The organism is Streptomyces filipinensis (genome assembly GCF_014649495.1).
Lineage (GTDB): Bacteria > Actinomycetota > Actinomycetes > Streptomycetales > Streptomycetaceae > Streptomyces > Streptomyces filipinensis.
Map to the genome: position 1 here is coordinate 1 of NZ_BMTD01000020.1, position 17,624 is coordinate 17,624.

Consider the following 17,624-nt stretch of genomic DNA (forward strand, 5'->3'; position numbering starts at 1 on the left):
CGGCTCGGTCGTGGGGTTCGTGTGCGTCGGCCGGTCGGCTCGGTCGTGGGGTTCGTGTGCGTCGGCCGGTCGGCTCGGTCGTGGGGTTCGTGTGCGTCGGCCGGCTGGCCCCGTCATGGCGTTCGTCTGCACCAGCGGCCCGGATCGACCACGGCGTCCGTCAGTCCGTCGTCGGCCACGGCGTTCGCCCGCGCCGCGGGGTCCGCTGGGCCACGGCACCTGTCCGTGCGGGCCACCGGGCTCGGCCGTGGGCGTCTGTCGGTCCCGCCGGGTCCGCTCGGCCACTGCCGCGTCAGGCGCGGTCGGTTCGCTCGGGCAGTGCCTTCGTCAGGCCCGGCCGATCGGGGCCAGTACCGCGTTCGTCAGGCTTGCCAGATCTCCCGGTGCCAGCTCCACCTCCAGGCCGCGCCGGCCCGCCGACACGCAGATCGTCTCGTGCGTCCCGGCCGAGTCGTCCAGGACCGTCGGGAGTCGCTTGCGCTGCCCGAGGGGGGAGATGCCGCCCCGTACGTACCCCGTGGTGCGCTCCGCCAGCGTCGGGTCGGCCATCGTCGCCCGCTTGCCGCCCACCGCCGCCGCCAGGGCCTTCAGGTCCAGGGAGCCGGACACCGGGACCACCGCCACCGTCAGGGTGCCGTCGACGTCCGCCACCAGGGTCTTGAAGACGCGGTCGGGGGACACGCCCATGGCCTCGGCCGCCTCCTCGCCGTAGGAGGGGTGGGAGGGGTCGTGGTCGTAGGAGTGGACCGTGAAGTCCAGGCCGGCCGACGACAGGGCGACCGTCGCGGGAGTGCCCCCGGACTGCTGCTGCTTCTTCGTCTTCTTCGCCATCGGTGTCGCGCGCGTTCCCTCGGTCCTCAGGTCAGTTCAGGCTCGTCGGCGTCCGCGTCAGCTCGAACGCGGGCAGCGAGGGAAGACTACGGATGATGGACGTCTCGGAGCGAAGGAGTTTCAGCTCGTCCCGGAGCCTGGACGCGGTGTCGGGCGCCTGGAGCAGCCGCTGCTTGGTCGGCGTGTCGTGCACCATCGCGGCCGCCACCAGGTAGGACACCACCGACGGGTCGTCGGGCAGGTCCGTGCCCGTGGACAGCGACCGCTCGCGGGCGCCCGCGAGCCGCTTCTGGTACTGGCGGAAGGAGCGCAGCACCCCCTCGGCCAGCGCGCCCGCCTCGTCGCCCGGCTCCTCCGGCAGCTCCTCCAGCTCCGCCGTCAGGAACGGGCCCGAGGCGTCGACGGACAGCAGCCGCACCCGGGTCGTACCCGTCGCCAGCACCTCGTAGGTGCCGTCGGCCCGCTCCCGGATGGTCGCCGCGTCCGCCACACATCCCACCCCGTGGAAGGCCTTGAGCGGATCCGGGCCGAAGCCGGCGGACGGCCCGCGTTCGGGCTGTGCGGTGGGGTCCGGCATGCCGGGGGCGCTCGGCGCCACCTCGTGGCCGTCGCGGATGGCCACGACGGCGAACCGGCGCGGCTCCTCCTCCGGGGTCTTGAGCAGTTCGCGCATCATGGCGCGATACCGCTCCTCGAAGATGTTCAGCGGCAGCACGAGTCCCGGGAACAGCACCGTGTTCAGCGGGAAGAGCGGGAGACGGACGGTGGTCACGGCGCCCCAGCCTAGTGGTCACCGGCGCGGTCGTGTCCGCCGTGCCGGCCGAGGGGGGCCTGGGACCAGGTCATCAGCCCCGCGGGGAAGGGCCGGGAACCCGGGGACAGCAGGTGCTCGCGCAGCCGCAGGAAGTGGCCGAGCGGGTCGTCGGAGAACCGCTCCCAGGGGAAGGACGTGGCGTACGGGCCGATCAGGCGCAGCTGGTTGCGGGCGTCCTCCCAGCGCTCCAGGCGCATCAGGACGTACAGGAGCTTGTTGCGGATCTCGGCGGGCCACGGGTCGGCCGCCGGGAAACGCGCGGAGAAGGCGAGCGCCCGGTCCGCCGCGGCGTCCAGCCGGGGGCGCGGGACCTCGGGACCGCAGCCGTCCGTCAGGCAGCCGAAGGCGGCCCGGGCCGGCAGGGCCTGGACGAGCGCGTCGGCCGGGGCGTCCTGCGCGGCCTGGTCGGCGAAGTCGAAGCACTCGCGGTGCGAGGCCCGCGGGGCGTGGGGGGTGTCCCCCCAGCGGACACAGCAGGAGGCGGCCAGGTAGCGCAGGGCGGCGACATGGCAGCCGTAGTGGTGCGGGGCGCGCCGGACGGCGGCCTCCCACAGCTCCTCGAAGTACCGGTGGCCGGCCCGTGAGCCGCGCGCGTGGTCCAGCGCGATCCGCCAGGGCACCGGGTCGCGGTCGTCGGCGCGGGCGGCGGCGGTGATCAGCGGGCTCACCTCGCGCAGCAGCTCGGCGCGGGCCGGCGAGGGCCAGACGCGGTCCACCGCCAGCTGCGCCTGGACCACCAGCAGACCGGGGTCCTGCGGGGCGGTGGCGCGCCAGAGCTCGAACCACTCGGGACGTGAGCCGGCGAACGCGGCCAGGCGCCGCACATACCGGTCGTGGTTCTCCCAGGCGGCCGCGGCGCGGGTGCCGGCCAGCAGGCGGGCCGCGGCGTCGTACTCGCCCCGGCCGGCCGCGACCAGCGCGGGCGAGAGCCGGTCGTCGGGCGCGTCGAGCACGGGCTCGTCCCCGGCCGGCGGACGGCCGGCCGGGCGCGCGGAGCGTTTGGTCATCCGAGTGGGGCGGATGAACGAGGGCAGCAGAGCCATGGTGCCGTCCATTGAAAGTCCGCAGGTCGGCGGTGCGCCAGTCGCTTCGGTCAAGTCGCGGAAAGTTGTACGGTCCAGGGTCAAGGCCCGGTAAAGGGCGACTGTTCGACTTTTGTTCCGGCGTGGCCCGCCGCTGCCCCGTCCCCGGGTCAGCCCCGCCGCAGCAGCCGGGTCGCCCCCGCGGCCACCGTCGTCGCCAGGATCCAGCCCAGCAGGACCATCGCCGCCGCCAGCCACTGCCAGCCGCCGCGCAGCTGCCACTGGCCGACCTGGCCGAGGTCGATCACCGGCAGCAGCAGGTCCAGCGTGAACAGGGCGGGGCTCCAGTACGGATGGCCGTCGTGGTTCACCGGCGGATGGTCCGCGTGCGCGAACGCCAGCGTGCCCGCCGCCCACAGCACCGCCATCCACACGGCGGCCCGGCCCGGCCGGTAGCCGTAGGCCACCGTCCAGTCCTGCACGAACCCCCACACCTTGGCGGCCGGCGGCAGCGTCTCGCGGCGCCGGCGCTGCTTGGCGAGCAGCACCTCCCGGGCGTCCTCGTCCTCGCCGGCCGAGCGCAGCACGGCGGCCAGCCGCTCGTACGGCTCCGGGTTGTACTCGGCGGTGGCCGCCGCCACCCAGCCCAGGCGCCGGGTCAGCGGGAACGGGCCCCGCGGGACCAGGTTCTCGTAGGTGAAGCCGCCCATGTGCAGGCTGCCCGGGCCCGGCCAGCTGGCCGCGCGGTCCACCAGGTTGACGATCCGCGCCCCGGACAGCAGCACCTGGCCGCGCTGCGGTGCGTCCCCGAGGAAGCGCAGCTCCGGCGTCTGCACCCGGCGCAGCGACAGCACCTGGTCCTCGGTGAGGACGAACCGCGCCCGCTCCAGGTCGACGGCGTCCCCGAACCGCCCGTCGTCCAGCCGCAGCCCGCCCCGGCACTCGAACGGCTGGATCCGTGTCCCGCGCGCGGGTGTCGTGCCGCTCAGCAGCGGGCTGCCCACGCCGGCCGGGGTCAGGTACAGGGTCCGTTCGACGGTCAGCTGGGGCGCGTTCAGGGCGTACCGGGAGTACGGGTTGTCGAGCTTCGCACCGCGCAGACTGAGCGAGACGCCGATCTGCGCGGCACGCAGACTCAGCTCGCCGTGCGACTCCAGCAGCTCCGCCTGCAGGTCCTGGCCGACGGTCAGGCCGTCCGCCGCGATCGACCGCCCGCTGCGGTCGCGGTACACCACCGCCTGGTTGAGCAGCAGGTCGGTGCCGATCTGCGCGTCCGTCAGCCGGACCCCGTTCTGGAAGCGGCAGCGCGGCAGATGCAGGTCGCCCTCGGTGTGCACCCGGGCGGCCTCCAGCCGGGGCGCCGCGCACTCCACCAGGCGCAGGGTCGTGAACCGCGCCTCCGGCAGCAGGACCTCCTTGTCGAAGCGGCAGCCGCGCAGCTCGACGTAGGGCCGTACCGTGCCGCCCGAGAGGTCCAGCGTGCCGGTGATCCGCATGCCGGTCAGCTTCAGCGAGGACACCCGCCCCGCGAGCGCGGGCGGACCGTCCAGCAGCAGCCAGGCCACGATCCGCGCCCGCACCGTGCGCTCCGGGCCCCAGGGGTGCGCGCCGTGGGGGTCGTCCACGACGGCGTCCCCGCTGCTCAGGTCGTACACACTGCCGTTGCGGAAGGCCTGCCACATGCCCGCCTCGGTCGCGGTCAGCTCGTCCGGCAGTTCCCCGGCGACGACGCCGGCCCCCTCGGTCACCTTCGTCCTCTCCTGGTCCCGTACTTTCGTACAGCCGTTCATGCCCGCTGGGTGACGTCCGGAACACTAAAGGTGAGGGTGATCTTCCGAGTTCGGCCACGTTCTGTATCAGCCATTGATACGCGCCCACGGCTCGTGACGCCGGTCTGAGAGAATTGGGACTGTGATCTCCCGAATCGATCTGCGCGGCGACGCCCTTCCCGAGGGCCCCGCCCTGCGCGACCTGCTGCCCCGAGCCGACTTCGACGTTCAGGCCGCCCTGGAGAAGGTGCGCCCGATCTGCGAGGCCGTGCATCATCGTGGCGACGCGGCGCTGATCGACTTCGCCGAGAAGTTCGACGGAGTACGGCTGGAATCCGTCCGTGTCCCGGCCCAGGCGCTCACCGACGCGCTGGAGGCCCTCGACCCGGCCGTGCGCGCCGCCCTGGAGGAGTCCATCCGCCGCGCCCGCCTGGTCCACCGCGAGCAGCGGCGTACGACGCATACCACCCAGGTGGTGCCCGGCGGCTCCGTCACCGAGAAGTGGGTGCCGGTCGACCGCGTCGGTCTGTACGCGCCGGGCGGCCGCTCCGTCTACCCCTCGTCCGTGATCATGAACGCGGTCCCGGCGCAGGAGGCCGGCGTCGAGTCGATCGCACTCGCCTCCCCGCCGCAGGCCGAGTTCGGCGGGCTGCCGCACCCGACGATCCTCGCCGCGTGCGCGCTGCTCGGCGTGGACGAGGTCTACGCCGCCGGTGGGGCCACGGCCGTGGCGATGTTCGCCCACGGCACCGAGTCCTGCCCGCCCGCCAACATGGTCACCGGCCCCGGCAACATCTGGGTCGCCGCCGCCAAGCGCTACTTCACCGGCAGGATCGGCATCGACGCCGAGGCCGGCCCGACGGAGATCGCGATCCTCGCGGACGACACCGCCGACCCGGTGCACGTGGCCTCGGACCTGATCAGCCAGGCCGAGCACGACCCGCTCGCGGCGGCCGTGCTGGTCACCGACTCCGTCGAGCTGGCGGAGGCGGTGGAGAAGGAGCTGGAGCCGCAGGTCGCCGCCACCAAGCACGTCGAGGACCGGATCGTGCCCGCGCTGCGGGGCCGGCAGTCCGCGATCGTGCTGGTCGACGGCATCGAGGAGGGCCTGCGGGTCGTCGACGCCTACGGTGCCGAGCACCTGGAGATCCAGACCGCTCAGGCGTCCCGGGTCGCCGACCGGGTCCGCAACGCGGGCGCGATCTTCATCGGCCCCTGGGCCCCCGTCTCCCTCGGCGACTACGCGGCCGGGTCCAACCACGTCCTGCCCACCGGCGGCTGCGCCTGCCACTCCTCGGGCCTGTCCGTGCAGTCCTTCCTGCGCGGTATCCACATCGTCGACTACACCAAGGACGCGCTGGCCGAGGTCGCGCACCACGTGGTGACGCTGGCGGAGGCGGAGGACCTGCCGGCGCACGGCGCGGCGGTCAAGGCGAGGTTCGGCTGGAAGGTACCCGAGAGCAAGTGAGCGACGTGAGGATCGACGATCTTCCCGTACGGGACGAGCTGCGGGGCAAGTCCCCTTACGGCGCGCCCCAGTTGGACGTCCCCGTACGGCTGAACACCAACGAGAACCCCTACCCGCTGCCCGAGCCGCTGGTCGAGCGGATCACGGAGCGGGTGCGGGAGGCAGCCCGCGACCTGAACCGCTACCCCGACCGGGACGCGGTGCAGCTGCGCACCGAGCTGGCCGCCTACCTGACGAAGACCGGCAAGCACCCGCTCGGCATCGAGAACGTGTGGGCCGCCAACGGTTCCAACGAGGTCATCCAGCAGCTGCTGCAGACCTTCGGCGGACCGGGCCGTACGGCGATCGGTTTCGAGCCGTCGTACTCGATGCACGCGCTCATCGCACGCGGCACGGGTACCGGCTGGATCGCGGGTCCGCGCAACGAGGACTTCACGATCGACCTCGCCGCCGCCGAACGGGCCATCGCCGAACACCGGCCGGACGTCGTCTTCATCACCACGCCCAACAACCCCACCGGCAACGCGGTCCCGCCGCAGACGGTCCTCGCGCTGTACGAGGCGGCCCAGGCGGCCAAGCCGTCGATGGTGATCGTGGACGAGGCCTACATCGAGTTCAGCCACGGCGACTCGCTGCTGCCGCTGCTCGCGGGCCGCCCGCACCTGGTCGTCTCCCGGACCATGTCGAAGGCGTTCGGCGCGGCGGGTCTGCGCCTCGGCTATCTCGCCGCCGACCCCGCGGTCGTGGACGCCGTACAGCTGGTGCGGCTGCCGTACCACCTGTCGGCGATCACCCAGGCGACCGCCCTGGCCGCCCTGGAGCACACCGACACCCTGCTGGGGTACGTGGAGCAGCTGAAGTCGGAACGGGACCGGCTGGTCGCCGAGCTGCGCGCGATCGGTTACGAGGTCACCGAGTCGGACGCGAACTTCGTGCAGTTCGGCCGGTTCGCGAGCGCCCACGAGGCCTGGCAGAAGATCCTCGACCGGGGCGTCCTGGTCCGGGACAACGGCGTACCGGGATGGCTGCGGGTGTCCGCCGGCACCCCCGAGGAGAACGACGCGTTCCTCGACGCGGTCCGGGAACTGAAGAAGGAGCTGTAAGGCATGAACCGCGTTGGACGCGTGGAGCGCACCACCAAGGAGACCTCCGTCCTCGTCGAGATAGACCTCGACGGCACCGGGCGGACCGACATCGCCACCGGCGTCGGCTTCTACGACCACATGCTCGACCAGCTCGGCCGGCACGGTCTGTTCGACCTGACCGTGAAGACCGACGGCGACCTGCACATCGACTCCCACCACACCATCGAGGACACCGCCCTCGCGCTCGGCGCCGCCTTCAAGCAGGCGCTCGGCGACAAGGTGGGCATCTACCGGTTCGGCAACTGCACGGTCCCGCTGGACGAGTCCCTCGCCCAGGTGACGGTCGACCTGTCCGGGCGCCCCTACCTCGTGCACACCGAGCCCGAGAACATGGCGCCGATGATCGGTGAGTACGACACCACGATGACCCGGCACATCCTGGAGTCCTTCGTGGCCCAGGCGCAGATCGCGCTGCACGTGCACGTGCCCTACGGTCGCAACGCGCACCACATCGTGGAGTGCCAGTTCAAGGCGCTCGCCCGGGCCCTGCGCTACGCCAGCGAGCGCGACCCGCGCGCGGCCGGCATTCTTCCCTCCACGAAGGGCGCCCTGTGAACAGCCTCTCCACCCTGCTGATCGTCGTCGGCCTCTTCCTGGTCGGCGGCATCGTCTCCTTCGTCAAGCAGAAGATGCCCACGAGCCTCATCGTGCTGCTCTCCATCGGCGCGGGCCTGTGCCTCGTCGCGGGCGTCATGCGGCTGGAGGTGTGGAATTGAGCGCTTCCAAGCGAGTGGTCGTCTTCGACTACGGCTTCGGCAACGTCCGGTCCGCCGAACGCGCCCTCGCGCGCGTGGGCGCCGATGTCGAGATCACGCGTGACTTCGACAAGGCGATGAACGCCGACGGGCTGCTGGTGCCGGGTGTCGGCGCGTTCGCCGCCTGTATGCAGGGGCTGCGCGCGGCGCGCGGTGACTGGGTGATCGACCGGCGGCTGTCCGGCGGCCGGCCCGTGATGGGCATCTGCGTCGGCATGCAGATCCTGTTCGCGCGCGGCATCGAGCACGGCGTGGAGGCCGAGGGCCTGGACGAGTGGCCCGGCACGGTCGCGCCGCTCCAGGCCGACGTCGTGCCCCACATGGGCTGGAACACCGTGGAGGCCCCCGCCGACTCGGAGCTGTTCGCCGGCCTCGACGCCGACGCCCGCTTCTACTTCGTGCACTCCTACGCCGTCCACGACTGGTCCCTGGAGAGCCACAACCCGTTGATCGCCGCCCCCAAGGTCACCTGGTCGACGCACGGCAAGCCGTTCGTGGCCGCCGTGGAGAACGGCGCCCTGTGGGCCACCCAGTTCCACCCCGAGAAGTCCGGCGACGCCGGCGCCCAGCTCCTCACCAACTGGATCGGAACCCTGTAGACCATGGCCAAGCTCGAACTCCTCCCCGCCGTCGACGTCCGCGACGGCCAGGCCGTCCGTCTCGTGCACGGCGAGTCCGGGACCGAGACCTCCTACGGCTCCCCCCTGGAGGCCGCCCTCGCCTGGCAGCGCTCCGGCGCCGAGTGGCTGCACCTGGTCGACCTGGACGCCGCCTTCGGCACCGGCGACAACCGTGAGCTGATCGCCGGGGTCGCGGGGGCCATGGACATCAAGGTGGAACTGTCCGGCGGCATCCGCGACGACGCCTCCCTGGCCGCCGCCCTCGCGACCGGCTGCACGCGCGTGAACCTGGGCACCGCCGCCCTGGAGACCCCCGAGTGGGTCGCCAAGGTCATCGCCGAGCACGGCGACAAGATCGCCGTCGGTCTGGACGTGCGCGGCACCACCCTGCGCGGCCGTGGCTGGACCCGCGACGGCGGCGACCTCTACGAGACGCTGGCGCGCCTGGACAAGGAGGGCTGCGCACGCTACGTCGTCACGGACATCGCCAAGGACGGCACCCTCCAGGGCCCGAACCTGGAGCTGCTGAAGAACGTGTGCGCCGCCACCGACCGCCCGGTCGTGGCCTCCGGCGGCGTGTCGTCCCTGGACGACCTCCGCGCCATCGCCGAGCTGGTACCCCTCGGTGTCGAGGGCGCCATCGTCGGGAAGGCCCTGTACGCGAAGGCGTTCACCCTGGAAGAGGCCTTGGAGGCTGTGTCGTCATGACGGATGCCGTGCGGCGCGTGCAGAGCGGAAGTCCCTGGGAAGAGAGTTTCGGTTTCGCACGTGCCGTCGCGGCGGGCGACCGTGTGCTGGTGGCGGGCACGACGTCCTTCCGGGGCGATGTGCTGTACGGCGAGGGCGACCCGTACGAACAGGCCAAGGTGGCCTTCACCAGCGCCGTCGAGGCGATCGGTGAGTTCGGGCTCGGCATCGGGTCCGTGATCCGGACGCGGATGTACCTGACCCATGCGCGGGACGTGGACGCCGTCGGCCGGGCGCACAAGGAGATCTTCGACTCCGTACGCCCGGTGTCGACCCTGTTGGTCGTCGAGGGGTTCGTCGACCCGCGCATCCTGGTCGAAGTGGAACTCGAAGCATTCAGAGGAGCCTGAGCAGTCATGACCCTGGCGGTCCGAGTCATCCCCTGCCTGGACGTGGACAACGGCCGGGTCGTCAAGGGCGTCAACTTCCAGAACCTGCGTGACGCCGGTGACCCCGTCGAGATGGCCAAGGTGTACGACACCGAGGGCGCCGACGAGTTGACGTTCCTGGACATCACCGCGTCCTCCGGCAACCGGGAGACGACGTACGACGTGGTGCGCCGCACCGCCGAGCAGGTGTTCATCCCGCTGACGGTCGGCGGCGGCGTCCGCACGGCCGAGGACGTGGACAAGCTGCTGCGGGCGGGTGCCGACAAGGTGGGCGTGAACACCGCCGCGATCGCCCGCCCCGACCTGATCCGTGAGATCGCCGAGCGCTTCGGCCGGCAGGTGCTGGTGCTGTCGGTGGACGCGCGCCGCACCGAGTCGGGTGCGTTCGAGGTGACCACCCACGGCGGCCGGCGCGGCACCGGCATCGACGCCGTGGAGTGGGCGCACCGGGCCGCCGAGCTGGGCGCGGGCGAGATCCTGCTGAACTCGATGGACGCGGACGGCACCAAGGACGGCTACGACCTGGAGATGATCGCGGCGGTCCGCACGCACGTGACCGTCCCGGTGATCGCCTCCGGCGGCGCCGGCAGGCTGGCCGACTTCCCGCCGGCCGTCCGGGCGGGCGCGGACGCGGTGCTGGCCGCGTCGGTCTTCCACTTCGGTGATCTGCGGATCGGCGAGGTGAAGCAGACGCTGCGCGAGGCGGGCCACCCGGTGCGGTGACGCCGCGCTGAGCGCGGGCCCCGGTCGCCTCTGGTGGCCGGGGCCTTCTTCGGACCAGATGCGAAAGAGAAGTTGCGCAAAATCAGTTGTGCAATTTTTCTTTCGCTTCTACAGTCGTGGACATGGCAGGCAAGGAGAACCACCGGATCACCGACATCGGCACCCTCAAGGCGCTCGCGCATCCCCTGCGTATGAAGCTCTACCGGCTCCTGTTCATCGCCGGGGCGGCCACCGCGTCCCAGCTCGCCGAGCAGGTGGACGAGGCCGTCTCCCTGGTCAGCTACCACCTGCGCAAGCTCGCCGAGCACGGACTGGTGGAGGGGGCCGAGCCGCGCAGCGCGGACGCCCGCGAGCGCTGGTGGCAACCGGCCTCCGACGGCGTCTCCATCCGCGAGGAGGACTTCCAGGACGCCCCCGAGAAGGTGGCGGCCCACCTGGCGGCCTCGCGCCTGTTCCTGGAGCAGCGGACCGAGATGTACCGCAGGTTCCTCGACGAGCGCACCCACTGGGGAGCGCGGTGGAACGAGGCGGCCCCGGACTCCGAGTCACTGCTCAGGCTGACCCCCGAGGAGCTGGCCCGGCTCAAGGAGGACCTGACCGACCTGCTCAAGCGCTACGACGAGCAGGGGCGCGCCCGTGAGGCCGCCGGCGACACCGAAGGGCGTGAACACGTCGCGCTGCATGTGTACGGCTTCCCGTTCCGCGTCTGAGAGGACCCTCCTCGCGTGACCGCCACACTCCTCCCGCCGGCGACCGCGCCGCAGGCCCACCGCGACCCCAACGTCCGGCGCTGGCTCGCCGCCTACACCTCCTCCATGCTGGGCGACAACGTCTACTACCTCGCCCTGTCCTGGGCCGCCGTACGCGCCGGGACCCCGGCGCAGGCCGGGTTCGTGATGGCGGCGAGTGCGCTGCCCAGGGCCGTGCTGATGCTGGGCGGGGGAGTCGTCGCGGACCGGCTCGGGCCGCGCCGGGTCGTCATCGGCAGCGACGCCGTGCGCTGCGCGGCCGTCCTCGCCGTGGCCGCCCTGCTCTTCCTCACCCGCCCCGGGCTGTGGCCGCTCGCCCTGCTGGCGCTGGTCTTCGGCGCCGTCGACGCCGTCTTCATGCCCGCCGTGGGCGCCCTGCCGGCCCGCCTCACCGAGAAGGGCCAGCTCGCCCGGGTCCAGGGCATGCGCGGCCTCGCCATACGTTTTTCCAGCGTGGTCGGCGCCCCGCTCGGCGGGCTCGGTGTGGCCGTCGGCGGCGCGGCGGCGGCCTTCGCGCTCGCCGGGCTGCTCATCGCCGTCTCCGTGCCGCTGCTGCTGTCCGTACGGGTGCGGGACCTGCCGAAGGAGGACACGCCAGGCGCGGCGGGGACCGTCTGGAGCGACCTGCGCGCCGGGCTGCGCCACATCCGCCGGCACCGCGTCCTCGCCCCGCTGATGCTGGCCATCGCCCTCGGCGACCTCGGCTTCGTCGGCCCGCTGAACGTCGGCCTGACCCTGCTCGCCGACCGGCGCGGCTGGGGCGCCTCCGGAATGGGCTGGGTGCTCGCCGGGTTCGGGATCGGTGCGGGAGCCGCCTCGCTGCTGCTGACGGTCCGCGGACGGCTGCCGCGCGCCGGACTGGTCACCGGGTGCGCGTGCACCGCGGGCTCCGTGGCCGTCGGCGCCCTCGGCTTCGTCCCGACGCTGGCCGCGGCCGTGGGGACGGCCCTGTTCGTCGGCCTGCTCACCGGGCTCAGCGGCGCCCTGTGCGGGGCCCTGCTGCAGACCCACTCCGACCCCGCCTGTCTGGGCCGTGTCACCGCAGTCTCCAGCCTGATCAGCCTCGGCCTGACCCCGCTGAGCATGCCCGTCGCCGCCGCCGCGATCGGCACCTGGGGGCTCGGACCGGTCTACGCGGTCAGCGCCGCCGTCTGCGGCCTCGGCGGGCTCGTCGCCCTCGTCGTACCGGCCCTGCGCCGCGCGGAACTCCCCGGCTGACCGCGGTTCACCCTTTCGGGTGAACCGGTCGCACCGGATTGCCGCGGGTGCGGCCCCCGCCGGCTGCCCGACCGCCCGGTCAGAGGCCCAGCTGCTTGGACTCGTGCAGCTTGGCGATCGCGTCCGCCTCGCCGTCCACCTGCACCTTCGCCGCGTTCTGCCGGCCGAACGCGAACATCAGCAGCTCCGACGGCTCTCCGGTCACCGTCACCACCGGCGCACCCCGGTGCGCCACCGCCGTCTGCCCGTCCGGGCGGCGCAGCACCAGGCCCGTCGGCACACCCCGGCCCACCAGCCGCGCGGTGCGCTCCAGCCGGGACCACAGGGTGTCCTGGAAGACCGGGTCCAGCTCACGCGGGCTCCAGTCCGGCTGGGCGCGGCGGACGTCCTCGGTGTGGACGTAGAACTCCACGATGTTGGCCGCCTCGTCGATCTGCTTGAGCTGGAAGGGCGAGAAGCGCGGCGGACCGGTCCGGATCAGCTGGATGAGCTCCTCGTACGGCTTCGCGGTGTACTCGGCCATCACCTTCTCCAGGCGCGGCGCGAGCTGCTTGATCAGCGCGCCTCCTGCCGCGTCCGGGCGGCGCTCGCGCACGATCACATGCGCGGCCAGGTCCCGGGTCCGCCAGCCCTCGCAGAGGGTCTCGGCGTCCGGACCGACGGTCTCCAAGAGGTCGGCGAGCAGCAGCCGTTCACGCTTGGCAAAGGTCGACATGCAGTCAGCCTACGACCAGCCGCCGAGTCCGCGCAGTGGACACGGCACCGGCGCTGTCGTACCCGCGCGGCACAATGGCACCCATGACCAGTACGACCGGGGCACCCCGGCCCAGCAGCCTCGACCCGGAGATCGCCGCCCGCCTCAAGCGCAGCGCCGACGGCCTCCTGCCCGCCATCGCCCAGCAGTACGACACCGGCGAGGTGCTCATGCTCGGCTGGATGGACGACGAGGCGCTGCATCGCACGCTGACCACCGGCCGCTGCACCTACTGGTCGCGCAGCCGCCAGGAGTACTGGGTCAAGGGCGACACCTCGGGCCACCTCCAGTGGGTGAAGTCGGTCGCGCTGGACTGCGACGCCGACACCGTGCTGGTCAAGGTCGACCAGGTGGGCGCGGCCTGCCACACCGGCGCACGCACCTGCTTCGACGAGGACGTGCTCCTCAAGGACGCCGATTCCGCCGTCCCGACCACTGATCAGTAAGGTCAGCCGCCATGGACCTAGAGACCTTCCGCAAGCTCGCCACCGACCGGCGCGTCATCCCGGTCACGCGCAAGCTCCTCGCCGACGGCGACACCCCGGTCGCGCTCTACCGCAAGCTGGCGGCCGAGCGCCCCGGGACCTTCCTCCTGGAGTCCGCGGAGAACGGCCGCTCGTGGTCCCGGTACTCGTTCGTGGGCGTCCGCAGCGCCGCCACGCTCACCGCGCGGGACGGGCAGGCCCACTGGCTCGGCACCCCGCCGGTCGGCGTCCCGGTCGACGGCGACCCCCTGGCGGCCCTGCGCGCCACGATCCAGGCCCTGCACACCCCGCACCAGGACGGCCTGCCGCCCTTCACCGGCGGCATGGTCGGTTACCTGGGCTACGACATCGTCCGCCGCCTGGAGAAGATCGGCCCCGGCGAGCGCGACGACCTGCGGCTCCCCGAGCTGACCATGCTCCTGACCAGCGACCTCGCCGTCATGGACCACTGGGAGGGCTCGGTCCTGCTGATCGCCAACGCGATCAACCACAACGACCTGGACACCGGGGTGGACGAGGCCTACGCCGACGCCGTGGCCCGGCTCGACGCCATGGAGGCCGACCTCGCGCGCGCGGTCCCCCAGCCCCCGGCCGTCCTGCCGCCCTCCGAGCTGCCCGAGTACACCGCGCTGTGGGGCGGCCCCGACTTCCGGGTGGCCGTCGAGGACATCAAGGAGCGCATCCGCGCGGGCGAGGCCTTCCAGGTGGTGCCCTCCCAGCGCTTCGAGACCCCGTGCACGGCGAGCGCGCTGGACGTCTACCGCGTCCTGCGGGCCACGAACCCCTCGCCGTACATGTACCTGTTCCGCTTCGACGGGTTCGACGTCGTCGGCTCGTCCCCCGAGGCCCTGGTGAAGGTCGAGGACGGGCGGGCGATGGTCCACCCCATCGCCGGCACCCGCCCCCGCGGGGCCACCCCGCAGGAGGACCAGGCCCTCGCCGAGGAGCTGCTCGCCGACCCCAAGGAGCGCGCCGAGCACCTGATGCTCGTCGACCTCGGGCGCAACGACCTCGGCCGGGTCTGCGAGCCCGGCTCGGTCGAGGTGGTCGACTTCATGTCCATCGAGCGCTACTCGCACGTGATGCACATCGTCTCCACCGTCACCGGCAGGGTGGCCGAGGGCCGCACCGCCTTCGACGTGCTCACCGCGTGCTTCCCGGCGGGCACCCTCTCCGGTGCCCCCAAGCCCCGCGCGATGCAGATCATCGACGAACTGGAGCCGTCCCGGCGCGGCCTGTACGGCGGCTGCGTCGGCTATCTGGACTTCGCCGGCGACTCCGACACCGCGATCGCCATCCGCACGGCCCTCTTGCGGGGCGGTACCGCCTACGTCCAGGCCGGGGCCGGCATCGTCGCGGACTCCGACCCGGTGGCGGAGGACCAGGAGTGCCGCAACAAGGCGGCGGCGGTCCTGCGGGCGGTGCACACGGCCAACCGGCTGGGCAGACAGGGCGCTTCCGGCTAGGTGGGGCGCTTCTCATACGAACCCCGGGTGACGGTTCGCCCGGGGTTCAGGCGATAGTGGAGTACGTGACTGCTGTACCTCACCCCCGTACCCAAGCCGCCGCGCCCGCCCGGTCCGGCCGCCGCAGCCTCGCCGTGGCCCTCCTGTGCGGCGCGCTCGGCGCGGCCGTGGCGCTGCTCGCGACCCGGCAGCGCTGGGCGGCGGGCACCGCGACGGTGGCCGGCGGCGCGTTTCCGCTCACCGCCAAGGGCAGCGACGTCACGGGCGTCCCCGCGGCCCTCGCCATAGTGGGCCTCGCGGCGCTCGTCGCCGTCTTCGCCGTCCGCCGGGCCGGCCGCGTCGTCGTCGCCGCACTGCTCACCCTGTCCGGCGCCGGCATCGCCGCCGCCGCCCTCGTGGCCGCTTCCGACAGCTCCGCGCTGGACGAGAAGGCCGCCCAGGCGAGCGGCGACACCTCCGCCACCGTCGCCGCGCTCAGCCACACCGGCTGGCCGTACGTCGCGGCCGTCGGCGGCGCGCTGATCCTGCTGGCCGGCCTGCTCGCGCTGCGCTACGGCAGCCTGTGGCCCGCCATGTCGGGCCGCTACGAGCGCGGCACCGACCGCCCGCGCCGCACGGCCCGGCCGGTCGACCCGGAGCGGCCCGAGGAGATCTGGAAGGCCCTGGACCGTGGCGAGGACCCGACGGGGGCGTGACCCCGCGCCGCGGGTGTGGTGAAACAGACGCCACCCCCGCGTCCGGCACGGGCGCGCGTACGGGACAATGGACGACGAGCGTCCGGCTCGGACAGTGACGGGCGGGCTCGGAGCGGTACGACACGTACGACGCTCCCCTGGGACACGTACACAGCAACGAGGAGCACAGACATGGCGGGCAGCAGCCACGGCCACGGTCACACCCCGGCCGCCTGGACCGGTGTCATCATTTCCTTCATCGGTTTCTGCGTCGCGGGCGCCTTCATGGTGATGGCCAACACCGTCGGCTTCTGGGCCGGCATGGTGCTCATCCTCGGCGGCGCTGTGGTCGGCGGCATCATGAAGGCCATGGGCCTCGGCGCGGACCCGAAGCCCCTCAAGATGGCCGACGGCCCCCTCGCGACCCGCGAGCCGGCCGGCGCGGAGAGCTGAGCGCACCTGTCTGCTTCCCCGAGGGGCGGCCCGGCACCTGTCACAGGGTGCGGGCCGCCCCTCGGGCGTTCCACCGCGCACGCCACCGGCCCAAAGGAGACAATGCTCGGGTGAACGCCGACAGTCACCCCCTGCCGCGGACCGCCCCCTGGCCCACCGCGTCCGTACCCGCGTGGCGGCGCCTGGCCGTCCCGGCGGCCGTCCTCACGGCCGTCGCCGCAGCCTTCGCCTACGTCGGTGCCGTCGACCCGAACGAACCCGGTCACTACCCGGTCTGCCCGCTGTACCGGCTCACCGGCCTGTACTGCCCCGGCTGCGGCGGCCTGCGCAGCGCGCACGCCTTCGTCCACGGCGACCTCCTCACCGCCCTGCGCGACAACGCGCTGGGCGTGGCCGCCTACCTGGGCTTCGCCGTGCTGTGGGCCGTGTGGGCGGTCCGCGCGGCCCGCGGCCGGCCCCTGCGGGTGGGCCTGGGACCGGCGCACCTGTGGGCGGCCGGCGCGGTGCTGCTGGTGTTCACGGTCGTCCGGAACCTGCCGTCGGGCGGCTGGCTGCATCCCTGACCGAGCGAGGGACGTCCAGGGACCAGGCGGGGGACGTCCAGGGAGTGGGACCGGCGTCCACCGGATGCGAGGGCTCCGCGCTGCTGCGGATACCATCGCAGTGACCACAGGTTTTCCCAGCCTGAAGGAACCACCGTCTGAAAGGGGGCCGCTCGCGTGAGTGTGCTCGACGAGATCATCGACGGAGTCCGTGCCGACCTCGCGGAGCGGCAGGCACGCGTCAGCCTCGACGAGCTCAAGGAGCGCGCGGCCAAGGCCCCCGCCGCCAAGGACGGGGTGGCCGCGCTCAAGGGCGACGGCGTGAAGGTGATCTGCGAGGTCAAGCGCTCCAGCCCCTCCAAGGGCGCGCTGGCCGCGATCGCCGACCCGGCCGGGCTGGCCGCGGACTACGAGGCGGGCGGCGCGGCCGTCATCTCCGTCCTCACCGAACAGCGCCGCTTCGGCGGCTCGCTGGCCGACCTGGAGGCCGTCCGCGCGCGCGTGGACATCCCGGTCCTGCGCAAGGACTTCATCGTCACCTCGTACCAGCTGTGGGAGGCCCGGGCCTACGGCGCCGACCTCGCGCTGCTGATCGTCGCCGCCCTGGACCAGCCGGCCCTGGAGTCGCTGATCGAGCGGGCGGTGTCGATCGGTCTGACCCCGCTGGTCGAGGTGCACGACGAGGACGAGGTGGAGCGTGCCGTGGAGGCGGGCGCCAAGATCATCGGCGTCAACGCGCGCAACCTGAAGACGCTGGAGGTCGACCGCGGCACGTTCGAGCGGATCGCGCCGGAGATCCCGGACCGCCTCGTCAAGGTCGCCGAATCCGGTGTCCGCGGCCCGCACGACCTGATCGCCTACGCCAACGCCGGCGCCGACGCGGTCCTCGTCGGCGAGTCCCTGGTCACCGGCCGTGACCCGAAGACCGCCGTCGCCGACCTGGTCGCCGCGGGCGAGCACCCCGCGCTGCGGCACGGGCGAGGCTGACCGCCGGTAGGCT

21 protein-coding genes are annotated in these 17,624 nt (G+C 72.9%); 16 read left to right on the forward strand and 5 right to left on the reverse strand.

Going from position 1 to position 17,624, the window contains the following annotated elements:
• Positions 1-327: 327 nt before the first annotated feature.
• From ybaK to IE244_RS33315, 4 genes are all read right to left on the reverse strand, one after another.
• Entirely contained in the window at positions 328-831 is a 504-nt protein-coding gene (gene ybaK, locus IE244_RS33300) for a Cys-tRNA(Pro) deacylase (RefSeq protein ID WP_191877306.1), read from the reverse strand.
• Positions 832-862: 31 nt separating this feature from the next.
• Positions 863-1,603: an LON peptidase substrate-binding domain-containing protein gene (locus IE244_RS33305; protein ID WP_191877307.1), complete on the reverse strand. Its 741-nt coding sequence runs from the start codon at positions 1,601-1,603 to the stop codon at positions 863-865.
• Between the two features lie 11 nt (positions 1,604-1,614).
• Entirely contained in the window at positions 1,615-2,700 is a 1,086-nt protein-coding gene (locus IE244_RS33310) for a hypothetical protein (protein ID WP_229854518.1), read from the reverse strand.
• 137 nt (positions 2,701-2,837) lie between these two features.
• Positions 2,838-4,415, reverse strand: a complete 1,578-nt coding sequence (locus tag IE244_RS33315; RefSeq protein WP_191877309.1) for an oxidoreductase — start codon at positions 4,413-4,415, stop codon at positions 2,838-2,840.
• A 163-nt stretch (positions 4,416-4,578) separates the two neighbouring features.
• On the opposite strand from IE244_RS33315, the gene hisD reads away from it, so the two are divergent.
• The 10 genes from hisD (at position 4,579) to IE244_RS33365 (ending at position 12,250) form a co-directional block, all read left to right on the forward strand.
• Positions 4,579-5,904, forward strand: a complete 1,326-nt coding sequence (hisD, locus tag IE244_RS33320) for a histidinol dehydrogenase (protein ID WP_191877310.1) — start codon at positions 4,579-4,581, stop codon at positions 5,902-5,904.
• Positions 5,901-7,007, forward strand: a complete 1,107-nt coding sequence (locus tag IE244_RS33325) for a histidinol-phosphate transaminase (protein ID WP_191877311.1) — start codon at positions 5,901-5,903, stop codon at positions 7,005-7,007. Before hisD ends, IE244_RS33325 begins: the two co-directional genes overlap by 4 nt.
• Positions 7,008-7,010: 3 nt before the next feature.
• Entirely contained in the window at positions 7,011-7,604 is a 594-nt protein-coding gene (hisB, locus tag IE244_RS33330; protein WP_031166423.1) for an imidazoleglycerol-phosphate dehydratase HisB, read from the forward strand.
• Complete coding sequence (locus IE244_RS33335; RefSeq protein ID WP_191877312.1) at positions 7,601-7,765, forward strand: CG2302 family histidine operon protein; 165 nt, start codon at positions 7,601-7,603, stop codon at positions 7,763-7,765. The genes hisB and IE244_RS33335 overlap by 4 nt, the downstream gene beginning before the upstream one ends.
• Positions 7,756-8,403 (forward strand): imidazole glycerol phosphate synthase subunit HisH, encoded by a 648-nt coding sequence (hisH, locus tag IE244_RS33340; RefSeq protein ID WP_373305802.1) that lies wholly within the window; start codon positions 7,756-7,758, stop codon positions 8,401-8,403. Before IE244_RS33335 ends, hisH begins: the two co-directional genes overlap by 10 nt.
• Positions 8,404-8,406: 3 nt before the next feature.
• The gene (gene priA / locus IE244_RS33345; protein ID WP_191877314.1) at positions 8,407-9,132 is read left to right on the forward strand and encodes a bifunctional 1-(5-phosphoribosyl)-5-((5-phosphoribosylamino)methylideneamino)imidazole-4-carboxamide isomerase/phosphoribosylanthranilate isomerase PriA; all 726 of its coding nucleotides are present in this window, start codon (positions 8,407-8,409) and stop codon (positions 9,130-9,132) included.
• A complete protein-coding gene (locus tag IE244_RS33350) occupies positions 9,129-9,521 on the forward strand; it encodes a RidA family protein (protein ID WP_191877315.1) in 393 nt (130 codons plus the stop codon). The genes priA and IE244_RS33350 overlap by 4 nt, the downstream gene beginning before the upstream one ends.
• A gap of 6 nt (positions 9,522-9,527) precedes the next feature.
• Positions 9,528-10,283: an imidazole glycerol phosphate synthase subunit HisF gene (gene hisF, locus IE244_RS33355; RefSeq protein WP_191877316.1), complete on the forward strand. Its 756-nt coding sequence runs from the start codon at positions 9,528-9,530 to the stop codon at positions 10,281-10,283.
• Between the two features lie 122 nt (positions 10,284-10,405).
• Entirely contained in the window at positions 10,406-10,993 is a 588-nt protein-coding gene (locus IE244_RS33360; protein ID WP_191877317.1) for an ArsR/SmtB family transcription factor, read from the forward strand.
• 15 nt (positions 10,994-11,008) lie between these two features.
• Entirely contained in the window at positions 11,009-12,250 is a 1,242-nt protein-coding gene (locus IE244_RS33365) for an MFS transporter (protein WP_191877318.1), read from the forward strand.
• A 79-nt stretch (positions 12,251-12,329) separates the two neighbouring features.
• On the opposite strand, the gene IE244_RS33370 is transcribed toward IE244_RS33365, so the two are convergent.
• Positions 12,330-12,965, reverse strand: a complete 636-nt coding sequence (locus IE244_RS33370; RefSeq protein ID WP_191877319.1) for a TIGR03085 family metal-binding protein — start codon at positions 12,963-12,965, stop codon at positions 12,330-12,332.
• A gap of 83 nt (positions 12,966-13,048) precedes the next feature.
• On the opposite strand from IE244_RS33370, the gene hisI reads away from it, so the two are divergent.
• From hisI to trpC, 6 genes are all read left to right on the forward strand, one after another.
• On the forward strand, positions 13,049-13,450 hold the full coding sequence (hisI, locus tag IE244_RS33375) for a phosphoribosyl-AMP cyclohydrolase (protein WP_191877320.1): 402 nt from the start codon (positions 13,049-13,051) through the stop codon (positions 13,448-13,450).
• 11 nt (positions 13,451-13,461) lie between these two features.
• Complete coding sequence (locus IE244_RS33380; protein ID WP_191877321.1) at positions 13,462-14,955, forward strand: anthranilate synthase component I; 1,494 nt, start codon at positions 13,462-13,464, stop codon at positions 14,953-14,955.
• A 56-nt stretch (positions 14,956-15,011) separates the two neighbouring features.
• Complete coding sequence (locus tag IE244_RS33385) at positions 15,012-15,650, forward strand: TIGR02234 family membrane protein (RefSeq protein ID WP_191877322.1); 639 nt, start codon at positions 15,012-15,014, stop codon at positions 15,648-15,650.
• 171 nt (positions 15,651-15,821) lie between these two features.
• Complete coding sequence (locus IE244_RS33390; RefSeq protein ID WP_031166392.1) at positions 15,822-16,082, forward strand: HGxxPAAW family protein; 261 nt, start codon at positions 15,822-15,824, stop codon at positions 16,080-16,082.
• 131 nt (positions 16,083-16,213) lie between these two features.
• Positions 16,214-16,645: a DUF2752 domain-containing protein gene (locus IE244_RS33395; RefSeq protein ID WP_191877425.1), complete on the forward strand. Its 432-nt coding sequence runs from the start codon at positions 16,214-16,216 to the stop codon at positions 16,643-16,645.
• Positions 16,646-16,801: 156 nt separating this feature from the next.
• On the forward strand, positions 16,802-17,611 hold the full coding sequence (trpC, locus tag IE244_RS33400) for an indole-3-glycerol phosphate synthase TrpC (RefSeq protein ID WP_191877323.1): 810 nt from the start codon (positions 16,802-16,804) through the stop codon (positions 17,609-17,611).
• Positions 17,612-17,624 lie beyond the last annotated feature (13 nt).

Excerpts from the sequence above, each read along its gene's own strand:
- ybaK (WP_191877306.1), bottom strand. The coding sequence starts at position 831 with ATGGCGAAGAAGACGAAGAAGCAGCAGCAGTCCGGGGGCACTCCCGCG.
- IE244_RS33310 (WP_229854518.1), bottom strand. The coding sequence starts at position 2,700 with ATGGACGGCACCATGGCTCTGCTGCCCTCGTTCATCCGCCCCACTCGG.
- hisB (WP_031166423.1), top strand. The coding sequence starts at position 7,011 with ATGAACCGCGTTGGACGCGTGGAGCGCACCACCAAGGAGACCTCCGTC.
- priA (WP_191877314.1), top strand. The coding sequence starts at position 8,407 with ATGGCCAAGCTCGAACTCCTCCCCGCCGTCGACGTCCGCGACGGCCAG.
- IE244_RS33350 (WP_191877315.1), top strand. The coding sequence starts at position 9,129 with ATGACGGATGCCGTGCGGCGCGTGCAGAGCGGAAGTCCCTGGGAAGAG.
- hisF (WP_191877316.1), top strand. The coding sequence starts at position 9,528 with ATGACCCTGGCGGTCCGAGTCATCCCCTGCCTGGACGTGGACAACGGC.
- IE244_RS33360 (WP_191877317.1), top strand. The coding sequence starts at position 10,406 with ATGGCAGGCAAGGAGAACCACCGGATCACCGACATCGGCACCCTCAAG.
- IE244_RS33370 (WP_191877319.1), bottom strand. The coding sequence starts at position 12,965 with ATGTCGACCTTTGCCAAGCGTGAACGGCTGCTGCTCGCCGACCTCTTG.
- hisI (WP_191877320.1), top strand. The coding sequence starts at position 13,049 with ATGACCAGTACGACCGGGGCACCCCGGCCCAGCAGCCTCGACCCGGAG.
- IE244_RS33380 (WP_191877321.1), top strand. The coding sequence starts at position 13,462 with ATGGACCTAGAGACCTTCCGCAAGCTCGCCACCGACCGGCGCGTCATC.
- IE244_RS33390 (WP_031166392.1), top strand. The coding sequence starts at position 15,822 with ATGGCGGGCAGCAGCCACGGCCACGGTCACACCCCGGCCGCCTGGACC.